Raw genomic sequence first — 21886 nt, forward strand, 5'->3', positions numbered from 1 at the left:
CAGGAATCCCCTTTGTGCGAAATCAGACGGAAATAGCGGGTTCTCAATGTCAATACACGTCTGGGATAGGTATTTATTACCTGGAGAGGAACTTATTTCCGATCCATAATTACCGCGCAGGAAGCTCGCGGTATGCTCAGTTTGAGGCAGATCTGGGCATTTTCAGCAAAATCAGGTAGAAAATGAAGAATAGGATCAGCAACACAACCGAGCCAAGTGCCATCAATTCGCCCATCGGGAGCTGAGTCCAACGAAGCAGAAAGGGGGATATTTTCATCGAAGACGGACTGAGCAACGGAGAATACTTCCAATCCAGATAAATAATATCGTTCTCAAACACACTGAACCCGGCGAGCTGCTCGTTGAACTTCCAAATCTGCAGGAATGAAAAGGCCTCGGCCAGACAGAAGTAAAACTGCTCAATCGAAAAGAGCAAGCCAAAAACCGTCATGAATCCAAAAGCGCGTGCAAACCGCGTCGACTCGTGACTCTTCAACCAGAAGGCAATCGGGATCAGAAGAAATGGAATCGCCATGACGAGGTAGCGCGGGCCGGTGCAGAATCCTCCATGCCAGTCGCTGCGTGATGCAATGAACAGCACTCTGAACGCAACCGCTAATGTCACCGTCCAGAAGAGTTGTCTATTCTCACGCAGAAAGCTCTTTGAGAGGAACGCTCCGAGTACCAGGGCGGGCATGAAGAACAGGACGCCCTTCCCCGCTCCGAAAATCAGTCCGTAGAGCCCCCTGAATGGATACACGAACGTACCATAGCCGAAGATCTCGCCGGAAATCGCGCTCGCGGTTCGGCCCGTCTCAAAGAAGCTGCCGAATCGGAAATAGTTATACCAACCCAGGAGAAAGAGGAGAATAAAAACACCAACCGCGAAGACAGCTCCCCTCTCCAACCGGCCGAGAAGCGACGGACGGTTTTCGATGTCTCTCCAGAAAAAATACAACGCGAAGAACGGAGCATAGAGCGCCGCTGTGATGTGCGCGGTGATGGCAAGACCCATCCATATCCCGCTGAGGAAAACCGGTCGGTTGGTCCGGTTCCCCTCTCCTGACGCTTCCGGTTCTCCGGCTTTCAGGAGATAGAAGAATGAGAGGAGCACCAGCAAGGTGGCAAGCGGCTCGCTGAAGAACGTCCCCGCATACGGCCAGGCGTGCGTCCCGAATGCATAGATGATCGAAACGAGGAAGCTTGCGGGAATCGATTTGGTCAACAACAACAGGATTTGCCAGAACACGAACACGCAGAACGAGGTCATGAAAACGTTGAAGAAGGAAGTGAACGTCCTGAGGGCATGCGGTCTGGGGGTTTGCGTGTGCCTCCCTTCGAGGTAATCGAAAAACCCACCTTCGGTGAAATGGCTCAGTGGAAGAATCGGGGAGAGTGGTTTGTACCACCCCGTTTCATTGACGAGATCGCCAACTTTGATGATCGGGGCAAGGAGAATAGATTCGAGCGGACCAAAAATAGCGTACAGGCGATTCGATTTACCGGTGGCAACTCCAAACGAATGCCAATCTTCCAGATCATGCTCTACGTAAAACACCCCTCTGAGCGCAAGCGACTCTCCGACACGAAATACCACTTCGCTGTCTGACGATCGGACACCGCCGTATGGAATCAATCCGAAAAAGAAAGCGCACAGGCAAAAGAGAATGACTCCATAGCGCTTGATTTGACGCTGGTATGAAGTGGTCGGTTGGGTCGCCATGGATGACAGATATGAGATGTTATGATTGACGCAGTGCAAAGATACCACAGGAGGCGCGTTTTGTCAAGCGGCACGACGATAGAATCACCTGGCGGGCAGGCATGAAACTATCGGACAGGTTTTTCGACCCGGTACAGGGAATCGGCAGCCAGCACGAACCGGTAGCCTGTCGCTGCCAGAAGTCTCATCGGCCCTTCGACGAATGAGCGGCGGTAGTCATCGAGCATGTCCCGGCTTGCCGGATATCTGGTCCGCTGGCGATCAATCGGCGATGGCTGATACGCTGTACAATAATAGACGGTGAGCCCGGGAGGTGTATTCCGTCGTTCCAGCGGCAGGTAGAACGGACGGCCGTTGCTTGTGTATTCGCGCAGATCGTGCAACGGGAGGTTGTCATCATGAGAGAAGAGAACATAGATGCTGTCTCGCTCCCTCCCCTCGGCGAACACATAGTACCAGTAGTACTCCGCAAAGTCGTAATCAGGACAGACTATGAGTGAGTTTCTACCGACAACACGGATGGATTCCTCGACAAGGTGCTTCGCACGCACATTATGGCTCTGATCGACCGTCGTGTAGTTCATCATGAAAAACGTGAGCGGCAACGCAGCAAGGACGGTGCCAACAAGCCAGGAGTACCGTCGGGGACATTTCACAAACATCCACTCGAGGGCGAGACCAAGCATCAGCGCAACCACCAGATAGACGGGCAGGAGATATACGAAAATGTCCGCAATGGCGTACAAAAGCGTGAAGAGCAAAGTCGTCGAAACACAAAGCAGGAGGAACATTTTCAGCCGGCCACTGCGCAACGCCAGGAAGCCAATCAAAGAGACAGGAAGAAGGAGAAGGTACTCGAGCCAGAGAAGGCGGAGTATGATTGGGCTCCCAATGAAGAAGAACCCCTTCAGACCACCTGCGAAAAAGTACGACTGAAATTGCCCCCCGGAGACATAAAACCGGAGGGTTTTCAGATCGGGCACCGCAATTTCGAGGTACGAAGTATCGGCCGCATAGTATCTCCAGAACAGATAACCATATTGAGCTGCGCCGAGAAGAATGATACACGCCACATGGAGTATGATACGAGGATTTCCGAAGAACTCCCTGCGTGTAACCCAGACGAGATACACGATTCCGGGCAGGAGCATAAGAACAATGAGGTGAACACCGAACGAAAACGCATACACGCCACACGCTGTCAGGAAATCGCTGTACTTTCCCGTGAGATGCCAGCGGATGAAGAAATGGATCGTCAAGGCAACGAAGAGGGTATTCAGAGCATACACTTCGGCAATGATCGATTGCGACCAGAGGGTGTATGTGAATCCGAAGATCAGAACAACTGCGCCAGAAATGGAACGGCGGACCCCGAGCATCATCAGTGTGCGAGCGACTACAAAAAGCGTGAGAGCGGAGAAGAGAGCTGACAGCAGGTTCGCCTTGTAGGCTGTCGCGCCGAACGGGAACAACGAGACGAAGAGGTAATTCAGAATGACGTAGGTTGGTGATCCCGGTTCGTGGGGAGTCCCCAACACCTTGCCGACGAACTGGAACTTGCTCGTATCCCCCGAATATCCTACTCCCGGCAGGAGCGTTTTGAGGTAGACCAGAAGAACGACGACAACCGCAACCGTCGGCAGAGAAATACCTGCCAGCCTTCGCAAATTGTTCATCGAGCCAGTGCCCATAGGCTGGTCGCTAACCATGAGAAGTCAGGGTTGTTGTTCAAGGTTCGCACTTCTTGAATCGCTCCTGTGAACGACCTCAAAAAGGCGGATGGGAGCTTCGCACACCGTCACAAGCGAGTCGACACCGGCAATGTTTTTCATGATCGATCGCGGAAAAAAATCTCCCAGTATGAAGATCCTTCGTCCCGTGCTCTGAAGTTCCCGGGTCAAGCGAGGGGCGTCGGCCCCTTCATCAGCACCCGCATCCAGGATCACCACATCGCGCGTGAGATGCAGCGGACCTGCAGCGTCTCTCGAGCCCCAGTAGGCGAACAGCGCAGAGCGGTTCGGGACGGACGCCTCGAGAGCAACCAGCCGGTCCGCATTCTGGTACCGGCGGTTGCGCGACGCCGGAAGATCATCGAAGGTGTGCACAAGCAGCGACCAGCCGACACAAACACCGAGCATGATCGGCATGACATTCCGTGTCCGCGGATGCACCCGAAAGAACCAGGCCAGAACAAGGAACAACGAGCAGGCCAAGGGGACCTTCAAGAGCGCGATTTCGTACCATGTGCGGGAAGGAAGCATCAGCGTCACAGCAAACGTAATGCCCGCGACGAGAACTCCGGCCGCGAGATGCACGATACTCAGGGCGAGACCATCCACAGCAAGAGCAACGGCAAGTGCGGCAATCGGAATCAACTCGAGAAAGTACCGCTGATTATACGCGAGCCCGTCCGTGCGCCCGGCCCCCGAGAGAGAGAACACAAGAACGAGCGGGAACACCAGCAGGGAAATTCCCTGCAGCTTTTTCCGCACCTCTTCTTTGAAGGTATCTTTTGAGAACCAGACGAACAGGAGAACCACCAAGGCCAGACCCACCCAGGGACTTGACTGGATGAAGGACTTTTTCAGTGTCCCCAAGACCAGGTAAGCCCCAGATTCAGGGTTCTGTTTGTAGATCTCAGATTGGAAAGGATAAGTAATTTCAGGATGGGCTGAGAAGTCTACGAACCGCGCCCAGAACATCCTGACCGGTCGAAAGAATGACCCGGCATCGGCAGCATGTGTCATCTGACGTGAGAATGCGACAAATTTTGGAAATGGGTGCCAGAGGTGATCACGAGCGAGGTTGATGACAGCAATCGCGGTCAGCGGCAACACCGCCCCGACCCCGTACCAGATGGTGGAGAGGATCCTCCTTCCAGCAAATAAAAAGATGGTGAGACCAAGAAATGCGGCGAGAACAATATTCTGTTCGCGCACGCCTGTTGCGATGCCCATTAAAAGTCCACACAATGCCGCCAGGATTGGTTTCCCTCCATCCCACACGTCTCCAGCTATGTAGACAGCGAGGGTGACGAGAAGGACTGAGAACATGTGCGGCCACACCGCCAGACCCCGCCAGCCCATGAACAGGAATGGAAGCGCGAACGGTGCGTAGAGTGGTGGAGCCAGCGAAGCGACAGGAGTTCTGTCGGCAATTCTGCCAAACGACTCCGGATCAAACGAGAATAATTCCTTGCTGGGCGAGAGTCCTTCCGTTCCCGGCACAGTGACTTTCCCATCTCGAAGGCCAACAACCGTGACCATATAATTGATTTCGTCGATGATGAAAGGGCCGCGGATTGTCGTGGCGATGAGCACAATCCCAAGGCAAAGCAAAAGGACGAGAAGCAACTTACGCTCTTTTTGCTCCTGAAGATTCGTCGGTTCGACCATCGTGGGGATGCATTCGTTAAGGACTTGCCGAAGGAGGGTGCGAAGACTGTGCGCCCGGTGAATTAGCAATCGCGGAGGAATTCCGGGACAGGCATCCGTGGCACAGGCATGACTTCTAACTTCTTACTTTCTACTTCTTTCTCCTTACTTCTTACTTTCTACTTCCTACTTCTTACTTCTCTCGTGGGCCCTGCTGGGCTCGAACCAGCGACCCGCAGATTATGAGTCTGCTGCTCTAACCAACTGAGCTAAGGGCCCAAACATGTTTAAGCTGAGTAATTGTCGATTGCCGATTTTCGATTTATGATTGATACCAAGTCAACTTCGGTGTTCGACATTGGGCGTTCGGCGTTGGACATTGACAGAGCCGACCCAAGAACCACAGATTTTGCGCCTGATGATATTTGTTGAAAAACTGGTGACTTGGTGAACAATCGTTCTACAGCTTTTCTGACTGCCTGTGGTGACTGAAAGATACGGTGATTAGCATGAAAAAACAACTCTGCTTCCCGGCGGCAGAGACAGCCAATTGCGGGCATTCTTCACGACAAGCCTCTGCAGGTAATTCTCGGAGTTGAACCGGAAAAAACAATTTTGTATAGTGCGTACCATTGTTCCTTTCGAAGCACCGAAGAAATCAAGATTTGATATCTGATTCAAATCAGGACATCTGATTCACTTTGCCATCGCATCAAGAAGCGCCTCATATCCCAACTCGCGAATCTCGAGATTTGGCAATGCACTTAACGAGGCCCCGACGTCCCAATCAATGGTTTGATTTCAGCGAGGATTAATTGCTATGAAGCCAAAAGTAGCTCAAGGTCGGCCCATCATCATGCTCTTGTTTTTGCTTTGCTTCATGTCTGTTTCTTGCGACATTCTTGATCCAAAAGGAGAGTTTGATGATTATACGAAAATTGATTTGCCCGGTCGTGACACACTAAGAACAATCCCAGATAAGTTCTATTTTGAGGTACACTTCACGACCTATGGTGGCGGCGGCGATGCTGCGATCGCATTTCGAGATTCCTCTGTTTGGGAATATCGCACTGCTTCAGGAGGTGGTTCAAATATTCTTACGATTAACAGCTTCACGTCGCTCACGACTGACAATGTTTCAACAAGATTCTTGATCGGATTCAAGAAGAATGTCGTCTATAATTTTTCGTTTGGCAATGACGGCAGTAACGTGAATGTGGGCCAGTTTTACTTCCGGAAAACAGATAAGAGATATCAAGAAGCGACATACAAACCACAAAATCGGTAGAAACTGCTACACCGACGGGGCTGAACGGAGTTTGACAAACCGTCTCTGATTCTCGGTCCTCTGCCGTAGAGTTGATGTCAGACTCACGCCTCAGCACCGACTCGCCTATTCAGCAGAAGTCTTTTTCCCTGGTTTTTCTTAGACACCGAAGCGATTTTCTGCTTGTCTCAAGTGTTCAGATCTTGACACCTCATTCGAGGCCTGTTACCCTCCAACCGTTGTTTCCATTCATTTAATCACATCACAACGGAAGGATATCTCAATGAAAAACTCAAAGAGCGCCCCGGCCTCCGTCGCAACACCTCCTGGCATGAAGCTGAACAAGGTTTAGCTGCTCCGTCAGGACTTTCTTGTCCGCCAAGCTATTTGGCAGAGGCCCTGACGTAACCGTGTCCCCGTGGGTGTCAGCAGCAAACTCTCCGAAGGAGTCCTTCGGACCTGACACCGGCCAGAACTCCAGGTCAATAAGTCTGATCGCCGCGATATCAACACTGCGGGTGACCGCCACCTCACACGAAAAATGCCTGGCTTAGGTGGCGGGCACTTGCCTGTGTGCCTTCAGCAGACTACCGAGAGCGAACCGACGTGCATTTTTATGTTGACTGGACCCTGACACTCTCGTATTTTGGAGACCGCCTGATGGTGAACCATACTGAACTGATTCAGAGATTAAGGTATTTAAGGAGGAGTATGAGGATCGTCCTGTTCGGAATGCTCTTGTTGGCTTCCATAACATATGCGCACAATTCCTACACGGGGGGCTACTCCGGAGCACCGGGAATGCGCACGTGCGCATCTTCATGTCACGGAAGCGGCAGCGGAACTCTGGTCGTGAACGGTTTTCCTGCTTCGTATGTAGCGGGTCAGACCTACCGGCTCACCGTTGCGCACGTCGGCGGTTCTCCCATCGTCAATTTCAATTTGACGACACGGATAGGCTCGACGTCCGTTGTCGGGGGAACATTCGCACCTGTCTCGAATAGCACTCTCTACTCGGGAGCCGATGGCGGGGTCTACGCCAGTCCTCATACCATCGATTCAGCCGTGATCAATTGGACGGCCCCCGCGAAGGGAAGCGGAATTGTCACTCTCTATGCGGCGGCATTTCAGGGCACAACGTCAAGCGGTAGCGGACAGAGCCGCGCTCTTTCGATCACTTCTGCTGAGATTGTCACAAGCGTGGACCAGGAGAGATCCATGCCACTCGCGTTCTCGCTTCATCAAAACTATCCGAATCCGTTCAATCCGAGTACAGCTCTGAGCTTTCGCCTATCAGCCATCAGCCTTGTAACGCTGAAGGTATCGAACGCACTGGGAGAAGAGGTTGCGACACTCGTAAACGAAGTTCGCCCAGCGGGCTTGAACTCGGTGCGATGGGACGCGAGTTCCTTACCGAGCGGCGTCTATTACTATCGCCTTCAATCCAACGGGTATCTGGCGACGAAGAAAATGCTACTGCTGAGGTAACACTACTCTCAACTCTGCCGATGAAAAAGATACTTCTCGCTTTCAGCCTTGCCCTTACTCACCTAAGTCTCTTGAATGCTCAAGCTGATCGCCGCGTCATTCTGGTGATCATCGACGGCGCCCGCTACTCGGAGACTCTCGGCGACCCTTCCGCCAGATATGTCCCGCGAATACGGTCACTCGCTCAGCAAGGCGTCGTGCTCGACAGCATGCTGAACGACGATATCACCGTCACTGCGCGTGCCATTCCGGCGATATGGTCTGGCTCCTGGGCAGCTCCTCACGATACAATAGTCAATGGCGCCGCGAACCAGTACGCCACGGCCCCCACTGTCTGGGAGTATTTTCGCAAATCCCGGGGTGTGGATTCAACACACGCACTGTACATCATGAAATTGTTGTCGACTCCATGGATTCAGAGCATCCATCCGCAGTACGGTCCGGCATACTGGCCCTGGTACGTTCTTCAAGGCTCGTCGGATCTGGATGTTTGGCAAAATGCGAAGGCAAAACTCCAGGCACATCATCCTGAGCTCGCCGTGATCTACTTTCCGGATGTTGATTCGGCCCCTTCCAGAGGTTGGTCTGCATATACACAGGCAATCGTGACGGCGGATAGCATCGTCGGAATGCTCTGGAATTTCCTTCAAGGTGATCCATTCTATCGGAACACCACCACGCTGCTCGTCACCAACGATCATGGCCGACATCTCGACGGTGTTCAGAATGGATTTGTGAGCCACGGTGATGGATGCTGGGGGTGCAGACACATCATGTTTCTTGGCGTGGGGGCAGGCATGCCGAAAGGGATGCACTCGTCCGTTCGCAGGACAATCACCGATATCACGCCGACTATCGGGTCACTTCTCGGGTTTCCGACCCCATATGCTACAGGCAAGTCCATGGCGGAGATTCTCACAAGCGTTGAGGCCGGCTCGCGGGACGAATCATTGCCCCGGACTGTCCAGCTCGGACAGAACTTTCCCAATCCGTTTAATCCGAGTACAGTTCTCAGCTTTCGGCTGTCAGCCGTCAGCTTTGCGTCTCTAAGGGTATTCAATGTCTTGGGAGAAGAAGTTGCGACCCTCGTAAACGAAGTCCGCCCGGCAGGCACGCACACGGTACAATGGAACGCGAATTCTCTGCCGAGCGGCATCTACTTCTACAGACTGCAAGCTGGGACATGTACGGACACGAAAAAGATGACCTTGCTGAGATAGTATCAGCCGAGAGTAATCTCGGACATCCCTTCCCCATAACGAAAGCGCCCGATCTCTCGATCGGGCGCTTTGCATTTCTGGATCTTCTCGCTGCCGCTACATCTGCTTACTTTAGCAGAACGAGCTTCTTTGTTTCAGAGAAACTCTGCTGCGTGCCGGTTGCTGTCATTCTGCAGAAGTAGGTCCCTCCTGCCAGCCTGTTCGCATCGAACCGGTAGTTGTAAACTCCTGCGGAGAGTTCCTGATCAACCAATTCCGCCACCTGCCTGCCAACGACGTCGTAGACCTTCAACGTCACCCGTGCGCTCGTCGGGACGCTGAAGCGGATCATCGTACTCGGGTTGAACGGGTTCGGGTAATTCTGCTCGAGCGCAAAATTCGAAGGAATCTGTCCGGTCCGTTCTACATCAGTTGTAACAGTCAACGCCATGGACACCGTCGTCGTATAGCTGTTCGGTCCATCAGGAGGAGAAATAATCGCGATTTCTTCATTTGAGTTTTCGAAGTAGACCAGGTTTCCCGCCGGATCGACGGAGACGTCGGATTTTGTGATCGAAGCATTGTTGTCTCTGTCGGGATATGCGACGGCCCTTGTCGGACGTGCCGAATTAGGGTTGTAGATAGCGTAGATGCCCTGCCCGGACGGTGGATCGGTGCTTGCCCTCCTTGCATTCACAAAGTAGACAACATCCAGTGAACCGTCTGCCGCTGACCCGGTGAACATCGAAAGTGTCCCTACGCGGCCTGAATCCACGCGTACCGTCCATACCGTATCGGCCATCGTGAGGGGGAGTTTCTTCCCCTTGAGATTGAATTTGGCGACTCCTGACCGGGGCCAGTCACCCACGCTCGATATGTATGTGGTATACAGAGTGGAATCTCTTCCGAACACGACATCCCAGAACGCGAATGCTCCGGCCCCTTTCACCAGAGTGTCTTTCGCTCCAAAGTATGTGACCGCTCCCGTATTCAACTTGTAGGTCAGAATCTTGGAGTCGGCTGTCAGACTGGCTGTGCTTGAACTGTTATTTACAACAACGGCAAAGGTCTTTGACGCGGCATCGTTTCTAATCGCGATTCCGAACGGGTAGTATGCTCCGTATCCGGAATCCACGAGCACGACATTCGCCGTATCCGCATGGAAGCGATAGACCTGTTTCGCTGTCCGGCCGAGGACATAGATGTATCCATCAGCATCAGCCTGAGGACCCCAGCGGGCTTCACCGGTTCCCAGAGCAATGCCAGTGTTTGTGACCTGTGAGACTCCTTGTGAATTCCCCCATGGCTGTCCGTCTCCTGAGAACTTCGCGATGCCTGTGGTCCCGAGGAATCCGCCGAAGTCGATCCCGAAAGCGAAACCAAAGCTCTTCGAGGCAGGATTGTTGACGGTGGTCGCTCCGCGCGTCGAAAGACCTGGGGCTAAGTAGTACACGATTTCTGTAAAGGAGAAATATCCCTGGTCGTACGTGGCCAGAGAAAGCGTGTACGTGGCGCTGCCGACGTACGTGCCGGCGCTGTTCTTGCCGTCCCAAACGATCGAGGTGTCGCCAAGAGACATCTTCACTGCTTTGAGAGTCCGTACGACTACACTTCCATTCTTGATTGTGGCAATAACTGAATCGGCTCGATCGCTCAGCACGAAGCGGATTGAGACGCCCGTGCCATCGGTGAACTTGCCGTCAAACGCGGCTTGTGTCCCCTGCTGCGTAATGCGGACGTTTGAAGCATAGACGTTCGCAAGAGCCTGTGAAGTTACGAGCAACATCATCGCCGACAGCAGGATGAAAATCTGTCGATATTTTTTCATGGAGACCTCCTGGATAGTGAGAGAACGATGGACGAACAGACTCCTGCGACCACGATGACCGGCGGTTTGGCGAACCAAGTGCGGTACTTGTCCAGCGCACCGCTCAAACGTAAGACCTTCTGGAAAATTCTCTTGTCATCCGGACACAGCTGCGGATTCGTTTATCGGCAGGGATCAAGTACTCTGCAAGTGGAGTAAGGCTAGTGAGATCAATTGCCACCGTGCCTCGATCAGTGGTGGCGACATCCAATAGCAATATAGAGGTTGACCGGGCAAAACACAACAGGCTATCCACATGCTCAGGGCGAGCTGAATGCCAAGCCCCCCTGTGTTCCTTCCGGGGGCCAGTGCCAATCGTTCAGGAATAGGCCCTCCCGCGGTTCACTTTGTCCATCCCTCCTTCCGGCCTGTGAACCTGCCTCCCCCCTCATCATCCCAGAACTCAAAACGCCATTTGGTTGTTGTCTTTTCGACAGGAAATCCGGAAGTTCCCCCAATAGATTTGGACGAAGATGTTTGCCATCTCGTCCTTCTCGATAATTGACTCAGCGAGTAGTGATGAAGATTCGGGCGACCATGATATTGGTGCTTGCCTGGTCTGGGCTTCTTTTCGCTCAAACCACCCGCATTGTGCCGGGAGCATACCCGACAATATCCGATGCCGTGAAAGGCGCTTCCGCCGGCGATACGATTCTGATCGGCAGAGGCACCTATGCTGAACAACTGGTGCTGAAGAAGAACCTGACACTCATTGGGGCGGGTCAAGACAAGACGGTCATTGTCGAAACGCCGGCGGGCCCGGACTCGACTGCTCTCATCATAGACACCGCAACGGTAACCATCAAAGGGATCCAGTTCTTCGGCGAGGCGCAGAACGGGTTCGGGAAAAGAGGGCTGATAGCCAGAAACGCGACGACGACTCTCACCCAATGCGCCTTCGTCCTGTTTTCTAACGTGAGTATCGCGGCGATCAACGGGCGGCTGACCATCGACAGCGTCACCATTTCGTCCCTCAACGGCGGTGATCGAGTTATGGTCGATAGCACCTCGAATCTGGTCGGGATCAGCTCCGATATCGGTGTGCTACTCATGAACGCCCGGTTTTCGATCAGTCGTCTGACTGCTGGTGCGCAGATCGATCACATCATCGATGTCAGACCAAACGTACATGACATTCCCACATTCCTTGGGCGAGACTACCCGGCCGACACATCACAATACAATGAGGGGACAATCGAGAACTCGACATTCTTCGGGTCAAGGCTCTCGTATTGGGGGCAGGGAATCAGAGTCTTCGGTTATCAAACCGGACATCGGGCCGAGCTTGTTATACGAAACAACCGTTTTGCGGGGATGGTGAAGGACTCCAGCTACGCAATTCCAAGTCTTTTGACAACGGCGGGCATTTCCTTCAACGGATGGAGCGCCTTTGCCGACATCTACGGAAATGTCATCCAGCATTTCAATAGCGGCATTTCGCTCTACGGTGCCGCCTCAGCCTCCATACACGACAACGAGATCACCTGGAATGGCCGCTATGGCGTGGTGACAAGCTGGACTTCTCCCGCGAATCAGCCCGACCTCGGAGGGGGAACACTAAGCAGCCCGGGTCGCAACACCATCAGCAACAACGGGAAATACAACATCTACAACCAGAATTCTCTATCGCTCTCCGCTCGATTCAACAACTGGGGTACGACCGATGCGAACATCATCGACTCGCTGATTTACGACCAGCGGGAGAACTCTTCCATCGGCCGGGTCGATTTTTCCGGATACCTCACGCCCAAGCCGGCTGCCCCTTCGCTCATGTCTCCGGCAGACGGATCCACCGGAGTCGCCGCCACTCCAACGCTGACCTGGAACAACATCGGCAACGCAACAACGTATCGGCTGCAAGTGTCTGCGAGCGCGACATTCGTACCAGTTCTGATAGACGATTCAACGCTGACGACACCGAGCCGGCAAATCGGACCATTGACAGACGGGACAAAGTACTATTGGCGGGTCTCAGCTTCGAACGCCGGAGGAGCGAGCGGTTGGTCCCTGACACGAAATCTCACAACCCTTCGCATCCGGTTCGACATCTCAGGAACAGTCCGTTACGGCAGTTCCAGTGGTCCTGCCGTTCAAGGGGTGACTGCGTCGTTCTCGTCTGCCACCTCGCCCGCTTCAAGCGGAGCATCGAACGCCCAGGGCGTATTCACACTGAGTTCAATTCCGATCGGAACATACACATGTAGTTTCGCCAAGTCAGGCGGGCATCCGACGCAGTACACAAATGCTGCCGACGCGTTGAAGGCAGCACTCTTCAGTGTGGACAGCCTCACCTATCCGCTCACAACGATTCAACGGCTCGCTGCAGACGTGAATAGCGACGGGAAGATCAACGCTGCAGATGCGCTGCAGATCATGCTTCGCTATGCGGGCGCCGTATCTTCGTTCGCGAAGGGAGACTGGGTGTTCTCAGCGGCATCCAGTTCAGTCGCGATCAGCAATCAGGATGTCATCAACGATGTCGTTGGACTTGCAGCGGGGGACGTGAATGGAGATGCTCAGGGAGCGCTTCCAGCGGGAACTGGGACGAAGAAATGATCTTCATTGATTGAGAGCCAGCCTCAGGAAAACATCTCGCGGCCGGATTTTCGCACAGCGATATCGCAAAGGCACTATGACGCTGGTTCAGTTCTGTTCTTCTCGCTCCTCTGCTTGAAGTTTTTTGAAACGGCTTCTGTACAGCATTCCAATGATCACGTCTAGTTCAGGTGACTTTTGAGCTCCGCCAACTTTTGCCGGGCGACCGGACTGTCCGGCTTGACGGCGAGTAGCCTCTCGAGAATCTGAATCGCCGGCCAGTTCCTCTCCTTGGCATCATAGCATTGCGCGAGCAGCTCCAGGGCGCCCGCGTTTTTGGGGTCCCTCTGGAGTATCGCAAGCGACTGATCGATCGACAATTCCCGCAGCCCGATGTTATAGTAAATCGTTGCAAGGCTCAGTTCATAGCCGATTCTCTTCTCCACTGTCTTCGCCATCCGCGTTGAGTCCATCAGTGCGAAAATCCTGCGCACCGGTTTGTTCATGATGTGGTTCGAATCGGCCAGCTGCGTGCGGGATGAGAATGTACGGGCTCCCGTCGTATCACCAAGTTCGAGGGAATAGTACATTCCAAAAATCAGTCCGGGTGCAAATGCGGAGTCGGCCTGGAGGCCCAGCTGGAGCACGTCGAAGGCATGCTTGTGGAATCCAAGATCCCAGTACCCTGCGGAGATCTTGTGATATGTCATCGCCTTGGATGTCTTGCCGGTATCAACTTCCGCCTTCCGGCTTTCGGTGATCAACATCTGGTGGAACCATGCGTGCCTCACGAAAGGTCCCGCCTGCGGCTGGTAGCGGAATCGATCGTACAATGCCATGGCCTCATCATACTGGCCGCCGAATTCCAGCGCGATGCCTTTGAAGAGCGCCATATATCCGGAACCCCGCGTCATTTCGAGCAGAGCATGAAACATGTTTACCGCTTCCTGGTGCCGGTCCGACTCGAGCAGTTCAATCCCTTCGCGGAAGAGCCCCCGTGCTTCCTGCTCGCGATCGGAGACCCACGCCAGCGGCTTGACGAGTTTTCGCAGATCGGCGTTCACGGCATCCGGCATGTGACGATACAGATGATGGACCTGGATTACTTCGAGGTTCCCCGCACGATAGACGGGCGTGAATCCGAACTTCTTTGACTGGAGCATCTGGAACTCGAACTCACGGATCCCGGGATCGGTGATCAGGGAGACGATGTAGCCAACATTGTAGTCACGCAGTAACCCTTCAAACAGCGTCAGCGACAGAAGCGGGTCCGTATCCAGCATCTTCCTGCCGTTGATCCAGAACGTCAGTTCTTTCCAGCGCGCCAGCACGGTGGTCGACGAATCGCGCTGACGTCCGATCCATTCTCCGATGAGAGAGATCGGCCGCACGTAGAGCTCGGGCGTTCGGGCTCCCACCAGAAACGGCTTTGATGTTTCATTCAGATTTCCAACATACACCCTGTTGTTGGCGACATAGTTGTAGGTCCACACTCCGTTTGGAATGGCCAGGAGGATACCCAAGAACGCAGCCGACGCGAAGACGACCCGCCGGTTGCTTCGCAGACGCGCCAGCCGGGCGGCGACGTCTTGTCCGCCTGCGGCCGCAAAGTATAGGACGAGAACGAGTATCGGAACCAGGAACCGAAGGTCGTTGATCGGGTAGAGCAGAACCATCATCAAGTAGAAGAATGAAAACAGGATGACGAGCAGCATCGTCTTCATCGTCCTGAAGGTCACAACCACTCCCCACGCAAAGAGCCCGTACTGAAGGAGCACAAGGGGATACTGGGCGTAGCCGAGGACCGTCATCATTCCGCTCATCATCGGGTTCGAAGGCGTCACGACGGGAAACAGCCGCCCAAGGTACTGCGGGAAGAGGATAAGCCCTTTCGCCTGATTCAGGTACACCGCGATGTTGATACGGAGACGCGCGAGAAATTCATCGACCAGGCTCGCTCCCCCTCCTGTGAAGGCATGGCTCAGAAAGATCTTCATGTTCCTCATCGGAGGATTCTCGATTCCCGCGATGTACACTTCATTCCGGAAATACCAGATCATGTAGAAGAGCATCGGAATCGTGAAGACCAGGAGGAGACGGCGGTATTCCTTCCTGAGCAGCAAGTAACTGAGGGCTCCTAGAAGCAGAGTCAATCCAACCTCGCGCAAGAAAATGCCCAGCGTGAGGACCACGACGAACATCCAACCCCATCGTTCCTCCTCCGGCGCGTCGGACATTTTTTCCGCCAGCATGAAGAAGAGGATGATGAAGACCGTGAACGGAATGTCTGAGAGCACGTGGGTCGAGAACAAGAGTATCAGCGGGTTCAACGCCAGGAAGAAAGCCCCCACTAGAGCCCAGGTCTTCCCCGATCGTTTTGCCGCCCAGACATAAAAGAGAACAATCAACGCAGCGCCGAAAAGGATGGTGACAACTTTCGCTGGGATGATGATGTTGCCGAAGAACCATGCCAAAGGCGCGAGCAGGAGCGGATAGAAAGGCGCGTGCACAACATACAATGAAGGATCCGGATTGCTCGTGTCCTTGAATCCTTCGAACGCTGCCAGCGACCTGGCCCAGATGAGATACCGCGGGCAGTCAGGAGTGTACAGCATTGTGTCGTTGAGGCTGAAAACTCCGACCACCACAAATGCCGCAACCAGCAGCCAGAGTCGCGCATCAAAAAGAAGTCGTGAGGTCGGGACGGCTTTGAAGTCTGAATTGAACGAACCTGAAAGATGGGTCTGCGATTCCGCGGATTCTTGCACGAGCGTAATTCTCCCTGATCTTGTGATCTGTCCATGTGAACTGCTGCACGGATCTGCTGACCTAGAGCCGAACTCGAGGCTGATTGGCCACCCAATATACAATTCTTCACGGAATTCTACTTGAGCATGATCACATTCTTCGGGAAAGAGTTGGCGCACTCCACTGAAAAACATCTTGAGACAGGCAGGCTAAGCTCTGACCGCTCAGCACAAACATTTTGCGTGGTTGCTCGTAGGGCCTTTTCATTCGTTGGTAGAGGCAAGCATTTACTGACTGTCATGATAGCGACCACGAAAACCTCAGCATTTCGGGAGGATTGAGCTCTCGGGCGTTCGAAGTGGTGCACAATCGGTCTTGACTAGCTACGATCTTTTCCGTATCTTATCTCTAGATACGAAGTTGTCCGCAACCCTCTCGCTTGCAGTTCAGCTTACCTGGCGGCGACATCACCTCGGGACGATTTTCTCCCTTGATTCACATTGTGAAGGAGTGTGCGATGGCGAAGACAAAGTACATGACGTACGAATGTGCTTATTGTCGGAAGACGACAAAAATGGAGCTCGTGGGAGAGATGCAAACCGAGGGGAGCGAAGTGCCGGCCGCAAAGGCATGGTATCGATGCACCCGATGCAAGCACAGCGCCCTTCTCGATAAGCCCACACCCGCGCTGAAAAAAGGCGAGCAATCCAAGATAGAGAAATCGACCTGTGTCACCTATTCACGAGGGCTTGTATTCAAGATTGGTCAGGAAATCTATCACGAAGAGTGGGACGATGTAGGAAAAGTAATCGCGAAACAAAAGATCTCCGCCGGCATGCAGTCCATCACGGTTACGTTCGAGAAACTTGGCGAACGGAGATTGATTGAAAACATGCCGCAATCGGCAGAACCCGAAATTATCGAGAGTGTTCCAGTTCAGGCCTAGCCGCTGGACGCCGCTACTGTAAGGAGGTGATTTCTCTGGTCGGAATTATCATTGGTGAAAACGAACCCATCGACCGCGCTATCCGTCGTTTCAAGAAAAAGTATGAACGCTCCGGCATTCTGAAAGAATTCAAGAAGCGAACGTTTTTCACCAAGCCATCAGTGAAGAAGCGTATGAAGAAAGTGAAAGCCATCCGCCGTGCTCAACGCACAATGCTGGAAGAGGCAATGTAATCATCACCTTCTCGTTTCTCAAAACAAACGTCCCGACGATCTCGCCGGGACGTTTTATTTGTACTCCACTTGCTGCATCCGATTTTATTTCAGCAGCAGCATCTTCTTCGTCACTTGCCGTCCTGAACCCTCCAGCTTGTAGAAATACACACCGCTTGCCAATGGGGAACCAAAATTGTCTGTCCCATGCCAATCGACGACATAATTCCCAGAGACCTCGTCTTCATCTACCAACGCCGCTACTTCTCTTCCGATCAGATCGAATACGCGAAGCCGGACGCGGCCCTGCACGGGAACGCTGTACCGGATCGTCGTCGTCGGGTTGAAAGGATTCGGATAATTCTGTTGGAGCTCAAACGTATTCGGCACTGAAGCGTGCGGCTCGACCGATACCAATCCTGACACTGATGTGACCATCGCCCGGATCCGGATGTTCTGCTGAACGTTCGCTCCTGAGTTCGTGGCCACAAGGTTGATCCATTTTGCACTTGCGCCGTCGTAGTACGAGGATCGGTTTGTCACCGGTGTGACGTTATCAGTCCTCAGTTTCACAGTATCTTGCGGGTTCGAAACTGAAATGACCAGTTGGTAGTCCTGGCCGGCAGCCACGGTGACCCCTGCAGCAGTCATATCAACGTAGTTGTTCGTCCCGGGTGACAGCCGGGCAAATGGCTGTAGCACCGTGGTCCCGAGTTTTGATCCCGGGATACCTCCGACGCTTCCCGACACGTTTGACCAAACTTCACACACAAGCGGACCCGTCCCCTGCAGCGGCCGGTTGGCGACAGTTGTCAGGTTCACCTGCATCCCGGTAAGCTGGCCTGTGATAGCAGGCGTAAACCGGAGAGCATACTTCGTTGATCCGGTCAGGTAGGGCTGTAGGATCTGGTTCGCGCCCTCATTATCGTATGCAACTGTCTGTCTCTGAACCGCTGCCTGCGAATTGATCGCCTGCACGGCAGCCTTCAGCACATCCATCTTTCCATATCCCCATGACACATTGGGTACCGAAGTCGTGTACGAGTCTGTCGCCGCGGTGCTTGTGAGGAACGATTTGATTTGTTGTGCGCTGAGGGAGGGCGAGATCTGAAGCAATAACGCAGCGGCTCCCGCAACGTGCGGCGACGCCATACTTGTCCCCTGGAGAAGATAAGCGCCGAGTCCAGGCATGATCCTGGTCGTCGAGCCTGAAAACGCACTCGAGAGTGAAGAAGCAATACCCTGACCCGGAGCAGCGAGATCGGGTTTTTGACGGCCGTCGGCAGTCGGACCAATGCTGCTGAAATCCGAGATATTGGACGTCCGATTCACCGTGTTATTATACGTCCAGCCATTGCCGTCTGATGACGTCCAGTTCCATTTTGTGACGTACGAAGCAACGGTAATCGCTCCTTCTGCGGTCGCCGGCATCGCAACGGTCTTGTTTGCATTACCGTTGATAATCGTGACGGTAGAATCTCCGACGCTCGCGGAAGAAAGCCAGGCATCGAACGCTGCTGATGCAGAGGGCGAGGAGAGCGAGAGAGTCCATGTACCAGATTTCGGCACGCTCGTTGTCTTGTCACGGACAAAAAGCTGGATTGCTCGGTTCTGGTTCAAGCTGCTCACCTGGTTGAACAACTCAATGGTGCCGTCGCTCGCGTTCGGGGCAGTCCCCGATACCTGTGAGGAGTTCACGGAATATGTAATGCCGTTCGGAGAGGTCACGGTCGCCGTGAGACTCACACTGCTGTTGAACCACACATCGAGTTCGAATTTGTCGTTGTCTGTTCCGCTTTTTGGCGTGTACAGGGAAGGTACTTTCACGGAGATCGACGTCGTCCCGCCGGAGCTGATTGTTCCGCCGATGTGCATGATCTGGTCCCCTTCATTGCCGGCGGAGACCGTGACAACTCTTCCCGCTGACTTCACGAAATCATTTATCTTCAGCTCATAGGCGCGCGTTCCGTCATGCGGCCCCGCGTGCCCGCCGATGCTCCAGTTGACCACAACGGGTTTTCCCAGTCCGCTTGCCTTGCCGGCCGCGTACGTGAGCCCATCGATCATCTTCGATTCAGAAAACGACTCGTCTCCCCCTTTGACCACAATGATGTCGGCCTCCGGCGCCATGCCGACGTATCGCCGGAAATAGGAAGCGCCGTTGCCGGCGGCCGTCCCTGCAACGTGAGTGCCATGCCCCGCCATATCTATCTCACGCACGAAAGCGGGAGGACTGATCCCGAGCTCTGCTTCGATCTGCTGTTTCGTATACTCGACGCCGTAGCTGAAACCACCTGGTGACGACTCACCTGATACAGGGGACAGTGACTGATCCCAAATCGCGAGGATGCGGGACTTCGTCGGGTCCGCCGGATCACGGAAATCGAGATGCTTCCAGTCAATTCCCGTATCATAGATCACCACGATCACGCCCTTGCCCGTATACCGCGTATTCTTCAGGAAACCGCTCTGCAAAAGATTGGCCCCCGTTTCCGGAACACTGAGATCGGTCATAGGATAGTTCGTCGATCCCGGATCCAGGTAGGCCACGTCATTCAGCTGGATCAATTTCACCAGATCCTGCCGTGTCACCACCGCTGTGGCAAACCTGTCAATGACCGAGTTGATGTGGATTCCGCTCGCCCGAACGGCATCGGCATTCGTTGTCGTGATAATGACATCGTAGCGAATCTCGGATTCTCTCACAGCTTCGGATGGGCCTGAGGCTGTTACCTTGAGCAACGGTCCGGCCACCTCCCCGGCGACAAGAGCCTGGAATGCCGGATGGAGTTTCTCAGCAATGAGCGACTGGAGTGATTGACCAACGGCAGCCGTCAAACAAAATGAATACAACAATACACCAGCGAGCAACGATCTCCTGAACATCGACGTGCTTCCTTTATCGCTTCAGCGTTATTGTGGATGGTTCTTCGAGCTTGCCTGGACGGCACGAACTGATTCCAGGCTCAGGACTCTCTTGAGCTCCGGAATTGTCACTCGGGCGGTTATGACATCACTGAAAGTACTTCCGATCTGAATCCCGGCTTTCCTGATTTCTTCAGCGTTTTTTGATCTGATGATGATTCCATACTCCTTGCTTCCATCCTTGCGGATACCGACGTCGAGATCCGAATCCGCAATGGCATCGCCGCGCAGCAGCATTATCAACTGAGGATCGAGCTTCTCCCGTTCGACCGCCGTGAGCTCCGTCGTGCGTGAGCAGCCCAAGACCGTGATGAATAGGGATGCCACGATTGTTCCCAGATGCACTCTATAATAACCAGATGTTGCTTTCATGACTGCGCTACCATTCTGTCGTCTGAAAAGGACTTCCGGCGTCTTTCGATTCGTCCAGACCGAAGCGGGTTGGGATTCGCCTGGATATGCGTCTCAGCCGGCGTCTGTTGTTCTACGCCACGCTGACACAGACACAACCTGCAGCTATTTTTTGTTCTCGCGTTTCTGTTGCATCGCGACGTATTGCCTGATCGTTTCGTAGTCGGTAGACCGGTGAGCGTGCACGATTTTCCAATCCGGTCCATGGCGCTCCAGCACCAGCGTCGTGGGAAGGTATTCTTCGAGAGGGCTACCGTCGACCCGATAGTTTTGCCGGAGGACAAAGAAGGCGTATGCGACGCCTGAGTACGGCTTGACTTGCATGCTTTCTATGCGATATGTGAAATCCTTGACGTGGTACACGGCATTGCGAAGGCGCGATTTCGTCGAATCCAGAGGCTCCGTCCATCCCCAGGCTGTGACATAACGGACATCCTTCTCGTAGTATGCATCAAACAGGCTGTCCGTATTGACTGAGCCCCCATTGTAGGCCCGGGAGAGTCCGGCATACAACGAAGAGATGCGTTCCTCGATCCGTGCAATTTCCTGAGCAGGAAACGTTGCGGGCTCTTTTTTCTCTGGCGTGCCGCAGGAGAACAGAAACAGCGAACAGAGAAGCAGAATAGCTTTCATAGTCTCCCCTTTTTGTAATTTGGCACATGGCATACGCACAGCCGGCTTGCCCGATGAAATGCCCGGTTTCACGTTCCGTCCCCGACCTCGAGAACAGACATAGGGACACTTTCAGCCCCCCCATTCGAACAAGGAGCTCACACTTCTCGTTCCGCGTGATATCCCTTGGATTAAGGAAATGTCGAACAGCGTCGCGCCACAGGAGCAACCACATTCTGAGCGAACGCCCGAAAGCGGGATGACTGTTGATCACCACATTCGGATTCCGTTCGAGAACCATCCGGTAAGATTACCTTGGGAGCCTGATTGAATGGGACCTTCCGGCGATATCCGTGGAATTGAATATATCCAGTGACACAGGAAAAATCAAGGAGAACCGGGATTGTTTCAAACCGTGTAGATTGTACAAACTTCAGAGTCCGCACAACCCGGCCATCATGCACATCGGGCTTGCGGAAAGTTCATCCGGGCCCGGCCCTTGGCGATGGATTGCCTCACCCCGGTCTCTACCGATCGCTCGAATCCAGATCTTCTGCTCTGGCACAGGAATGGTAGCAG

At 53.7% G+C, this 21886-nt stretch carries 14 protein-coding genes, 1 tRNA gene and 2 pseudogenes; 6 read left to right on the forward strand and 11 right to left on the reverse strand.

Annotated features, from left to right (window positions below; all coding sequences use genetic code 11):
- Positions 1–136 precede the first annotated feature (136 nt).
- From NTU47_08920 to NTU47_08935, 4 genes are all read right to left on the reverse strand, one after another.
- A complete protein-coding gene (locus tag NTU47_08920; protein MCX6133921.1) occupies positions 137–1723 on the reverse strand; it encodes a DUF2723 domain-containing protein in 1587 nt (528 codons plus the stop codon).
- Between the two features lie 107 nt (positions 1724–1830).
- Positions 1831–3414: a DUF2723 domain-containing protein gene (locus tag NTU47_08925; protein ID MCX6133922.1), complete on the reverse strand. Its 1584-nt coding sequence runs from the start codon at positions 3412–3414 to the stop codon at positions 1831–1833.
- 24 nt (positions 3415–3438) lie between these two features.
- Entirely contained in the window at positions 3439–5118 is a 1680-nt protein-coding gene (locus NTU47_08930) for a hypothetical protein (GenBank protein MCX6133923.1), read from the reverse strand.
- 184 nt (positions 5119–5302) lie between these two features.
- Positions 5303–5376 (reverse strand) — tRNA-Ile (locus tag NTU47_08935).
- A 541-nt stretch (positions 5377–5917) separates the two neighbouring features.
- On the opposite strand from NTU47_08935, the gene NTU47_08940 reads away from it, so the two are divergent.
- The 3 genes from NTU47_08940 to NTU47_08950 all read left to right on the forward strand — a co-directional run bounded on the left by NTU47_08940 (position 5918) and on the right by NTU47_08950 (position 9072).
- Positions 5918–6385 carry a hypothetical protein gene (locus tag NTU47_08940; protein MCX6133924.1) on the forward strand — a complete coding sequence of 156 codons (468 nt, stop codon included), beginning with the start codon at positions 5918–5920 and terminating at the stop codon, positions 6383–6385.
- A gap of 690 nt (positions 6386–7075) precedes the next feature.
- The gene (locus NTU47_08945) at positions 7076–7852 is read left to right on the forward strand and encodes a T9SS type A sorting domain-containing protein (GenBank protein ID MCX6133925.1); all 777 of its coding nucleotides are present in this window, start codon (positions 7076–7078) and stop codon (positions 7850–7852) included.
- A 20-nt stretch (positions 7853–7872) separates the two neighbouring features.
- Positions 7873–9072, forward strand: coding sequence for a T9SS type A sorting domain-containing protein (locus NTU47_08950; GenBank protein ID MCX6133926.1), 1200 nt, complete (start codon positions 7873–7875; stop codon positions 9070–9072).
- A 106-nt stretch (positions 9073–9178) separates the two neighbouring features.
- On the opposite strand, the gene NTU47_08955 is transcribed toward NTU47_08950, so the two are convergent.
- Complete coding sequence (locus NTU47_08955; protein MCX6133927.1) at positions 9179–10879, reverse strand: T9SS type A sorting domain-containing protein; 1701 nt, start codon at positions 10877–10879, stop codon at positions 9179–9181.
- 558 nt (positions 10880–11437) lie between these two features.
- Between NTU47_08955 and NTU47_08960 the strand changes: the two genes are divergently transcribed.
- Positions 11438–13474, forward strand: a complete 2037-nt coding sequence (locus tag NTU47_08960; protein ID MCX6133928.1) for a pectinesterase family protein — start codon at positions 11438–11440, stop codon at positions 13472–13474.
- A 161-nt stretch (positions 13475–13635) separates the two neighbouring features.
- Here the strand turns inward: NTU47_08960 and NTU47_08965 are convergent, their stop codons facing one another.
- The gene (locus NTU47_08965; GenBank protein MCX6133929.1) at positions 13636–16221 is read right to left on the reverse strand and encodes a glycosyltransferase family 39 protein; all 2586 of its coding nucleotides are present in this window, start codon (positions 16219–16221) and stop codon (positions 13636–13638) included.
- Between the two features lie 497 nt (positions 16222–16718).
- On the opposite strand from NTU47_08965, the gene NTU47_08970 reads away from it, so the two are divergent.
- Both NTU47_08970 and rpsU read left to right on the forward strand, forming a co-directional pair.
- Positions 16719–17147 carry a hypothetical protein gene (locus NTU47_08970; protein MCX6133930.1) on the forward strand — a complete coding sequence of 143 codons (429 nt, stop codon included), beginning with the start codon at positions 16719–16721 and terminating at the stop codon, positions 17145–17147.
- 26 nt (positions 17148–17173) lie between these two features.
- Positions 17174–17380 (forward strand): 30S ribosomal protein S21, encoded by a 207-nt coding sequence (gene rpsU, locus NTU47_08975; GenBank protein MCX6133931.1) that lies wholly within the window; start codon positions 17174–17176, stop codon positions 17378–17380.
- 84 nt (positions 17381–17464) lie between these two features.
- Here rpsU and NTU47_08980 read toward each other — a convergent pair whose 3' ends face one another.
- From NTU47_08980 to NTU47_09000, 5 genes and pseudogenes are all read right to left on the reverse strand, one after another.
- A complete protein-coding gene (locus tag NTU47_08980) occupies positions 17465–17797 on the reverse strand; it encodes a T9SS type A sorting domain-containing protein (GenBank protein MCX6133932.1) in 333 nt (110 codons plus the stop codon).
- A 576-nt stretch (positions 17798–18373) separates the two neighbouring features.
- Positions 18374–19186 (reverse strand): annotated as a pseudogene (locus NTU47_08985) (S8 family serine peptidase).
- Positions 19175–19873: pseudogene (locus tag NTU47_08990) on the reverse strand (S8 family serine peptidase). Before NTU47_08990 ends, NTU47_08985 begins: the two co-directional pseudogenes overlap by 12 nt.
- A gap of 399 nt (positions 19874–20272) precedes the next feature.
- Entirely contained in the window at positions 20273–20656 is a 384-nt protein-coding gene (locus NTU47_08995; protein MCX6133933.1) for a hypothetical protein, read from the reverse strand.
- Positions 20657–20800: 144 nt separating this feature from the next.
- Positions 20801–21328, reverse strand: a complete 528-nt coding sequence (locus NTU47_09000; protein ID MCX6133934.1) for a nuclear transport factor 2 family protein — start codon at positions 21326–21328, stop codon at positions 20801–20803.
- Positions 21329–21886: the final 558 nt, after the last annotated feature.

It is taken from the genome of Ignavibacteriales bacterium, assembly GCA_026390595.1.
GTDB lineage: Bacteria > Bacteroidota > Ignavibacteria > UBA10030 > UBA10030 > UBA9647.

Bases quoted from the DNA above. Each gene is read 5' to 3' on its own strand.
- NTU47_08920 (MCX6133921.1), bottom strand. From the start codon at position 1,723: ATGGCGACCCAACCGACCACTTCATACCAGCGTCAAATCAAGCGCTAT.
- NTU47_08925 (MCX6133922.1), bottom strand. From the start codon at position 3,414: ATGGGCACTGGCTCGATGAACAATTTGCGAAGGCTGGCAGGTATTTCT.
- NTU47_08930 (MCX6133923.1), bottom strand. From the start codon at position 5,118: ATGGTCGAACCGACGAATCTTCAGGAGCAAAAAGAGCGTAAGTTGCTT.
- NTU47_08940 (MCX6133924.1), top strand. From the start codon at position 5,918: ATGAAGCCAAAAGTAGCTCAAGGTCGGCCCATCATCATGCTCTTGTTT.
- NTU47_08945 (MCX6133925.1), top strand. From the start codon at position 7,076: ATGAGGATCGTCCTGTTCGGAATGCTCTTGTTGGCTTCCATAACATAT.
- NTU47_08950 (MCX6133926.1), top strand. From the start codon at position 7,873: ATGAAAAAGATACTTCTCGCTTTCAGCCTTGCCCTTACTCACCTAAGT.
- NTU47_08955 (MCX6133927.1), bottom strand. From the start codon at position 10,879: ATGAAAAAATATCGACAGATTTTCATCCTGCTGTCGGCGATGATGTTG.
- NTU47_08960 (MCX6133928.1), top strand. From the start codon at position 11,438: ATGAAGATTCGGGCGACCATGATATTGGTGCTTGCCTGGTCTGGGCTT.
- NTU47_08970 (MCX6133930.1), top strand. From the start codon at position 16,719: ATGGCGAAGACAAAGTACATGACGTACGAATGTGCTTATTGTCGGAAG.
- NTU47_08980 (MCX6133932.1), bottom strand. From the start codon at position 17,797: ATGGTCACATCAGTGTCAGGATTGGTATCGGTCGAGCCGCACGCTTCA.
- NTU47_08995 (MCX6133933.1), bottom strand. From the start codon at position 20,656: ATGAAAGCAACATCTGGTTATTATAGAGTGCATCTGGGAACAATCGTG.
- NTU47_09000 (MCX6133934.1), bottom strand. From the start codon at position 21,328: ATGAAAGCTATTCTGCTTCTCTGTTCGCTGTTTCTGTTCTCCTGCGGC.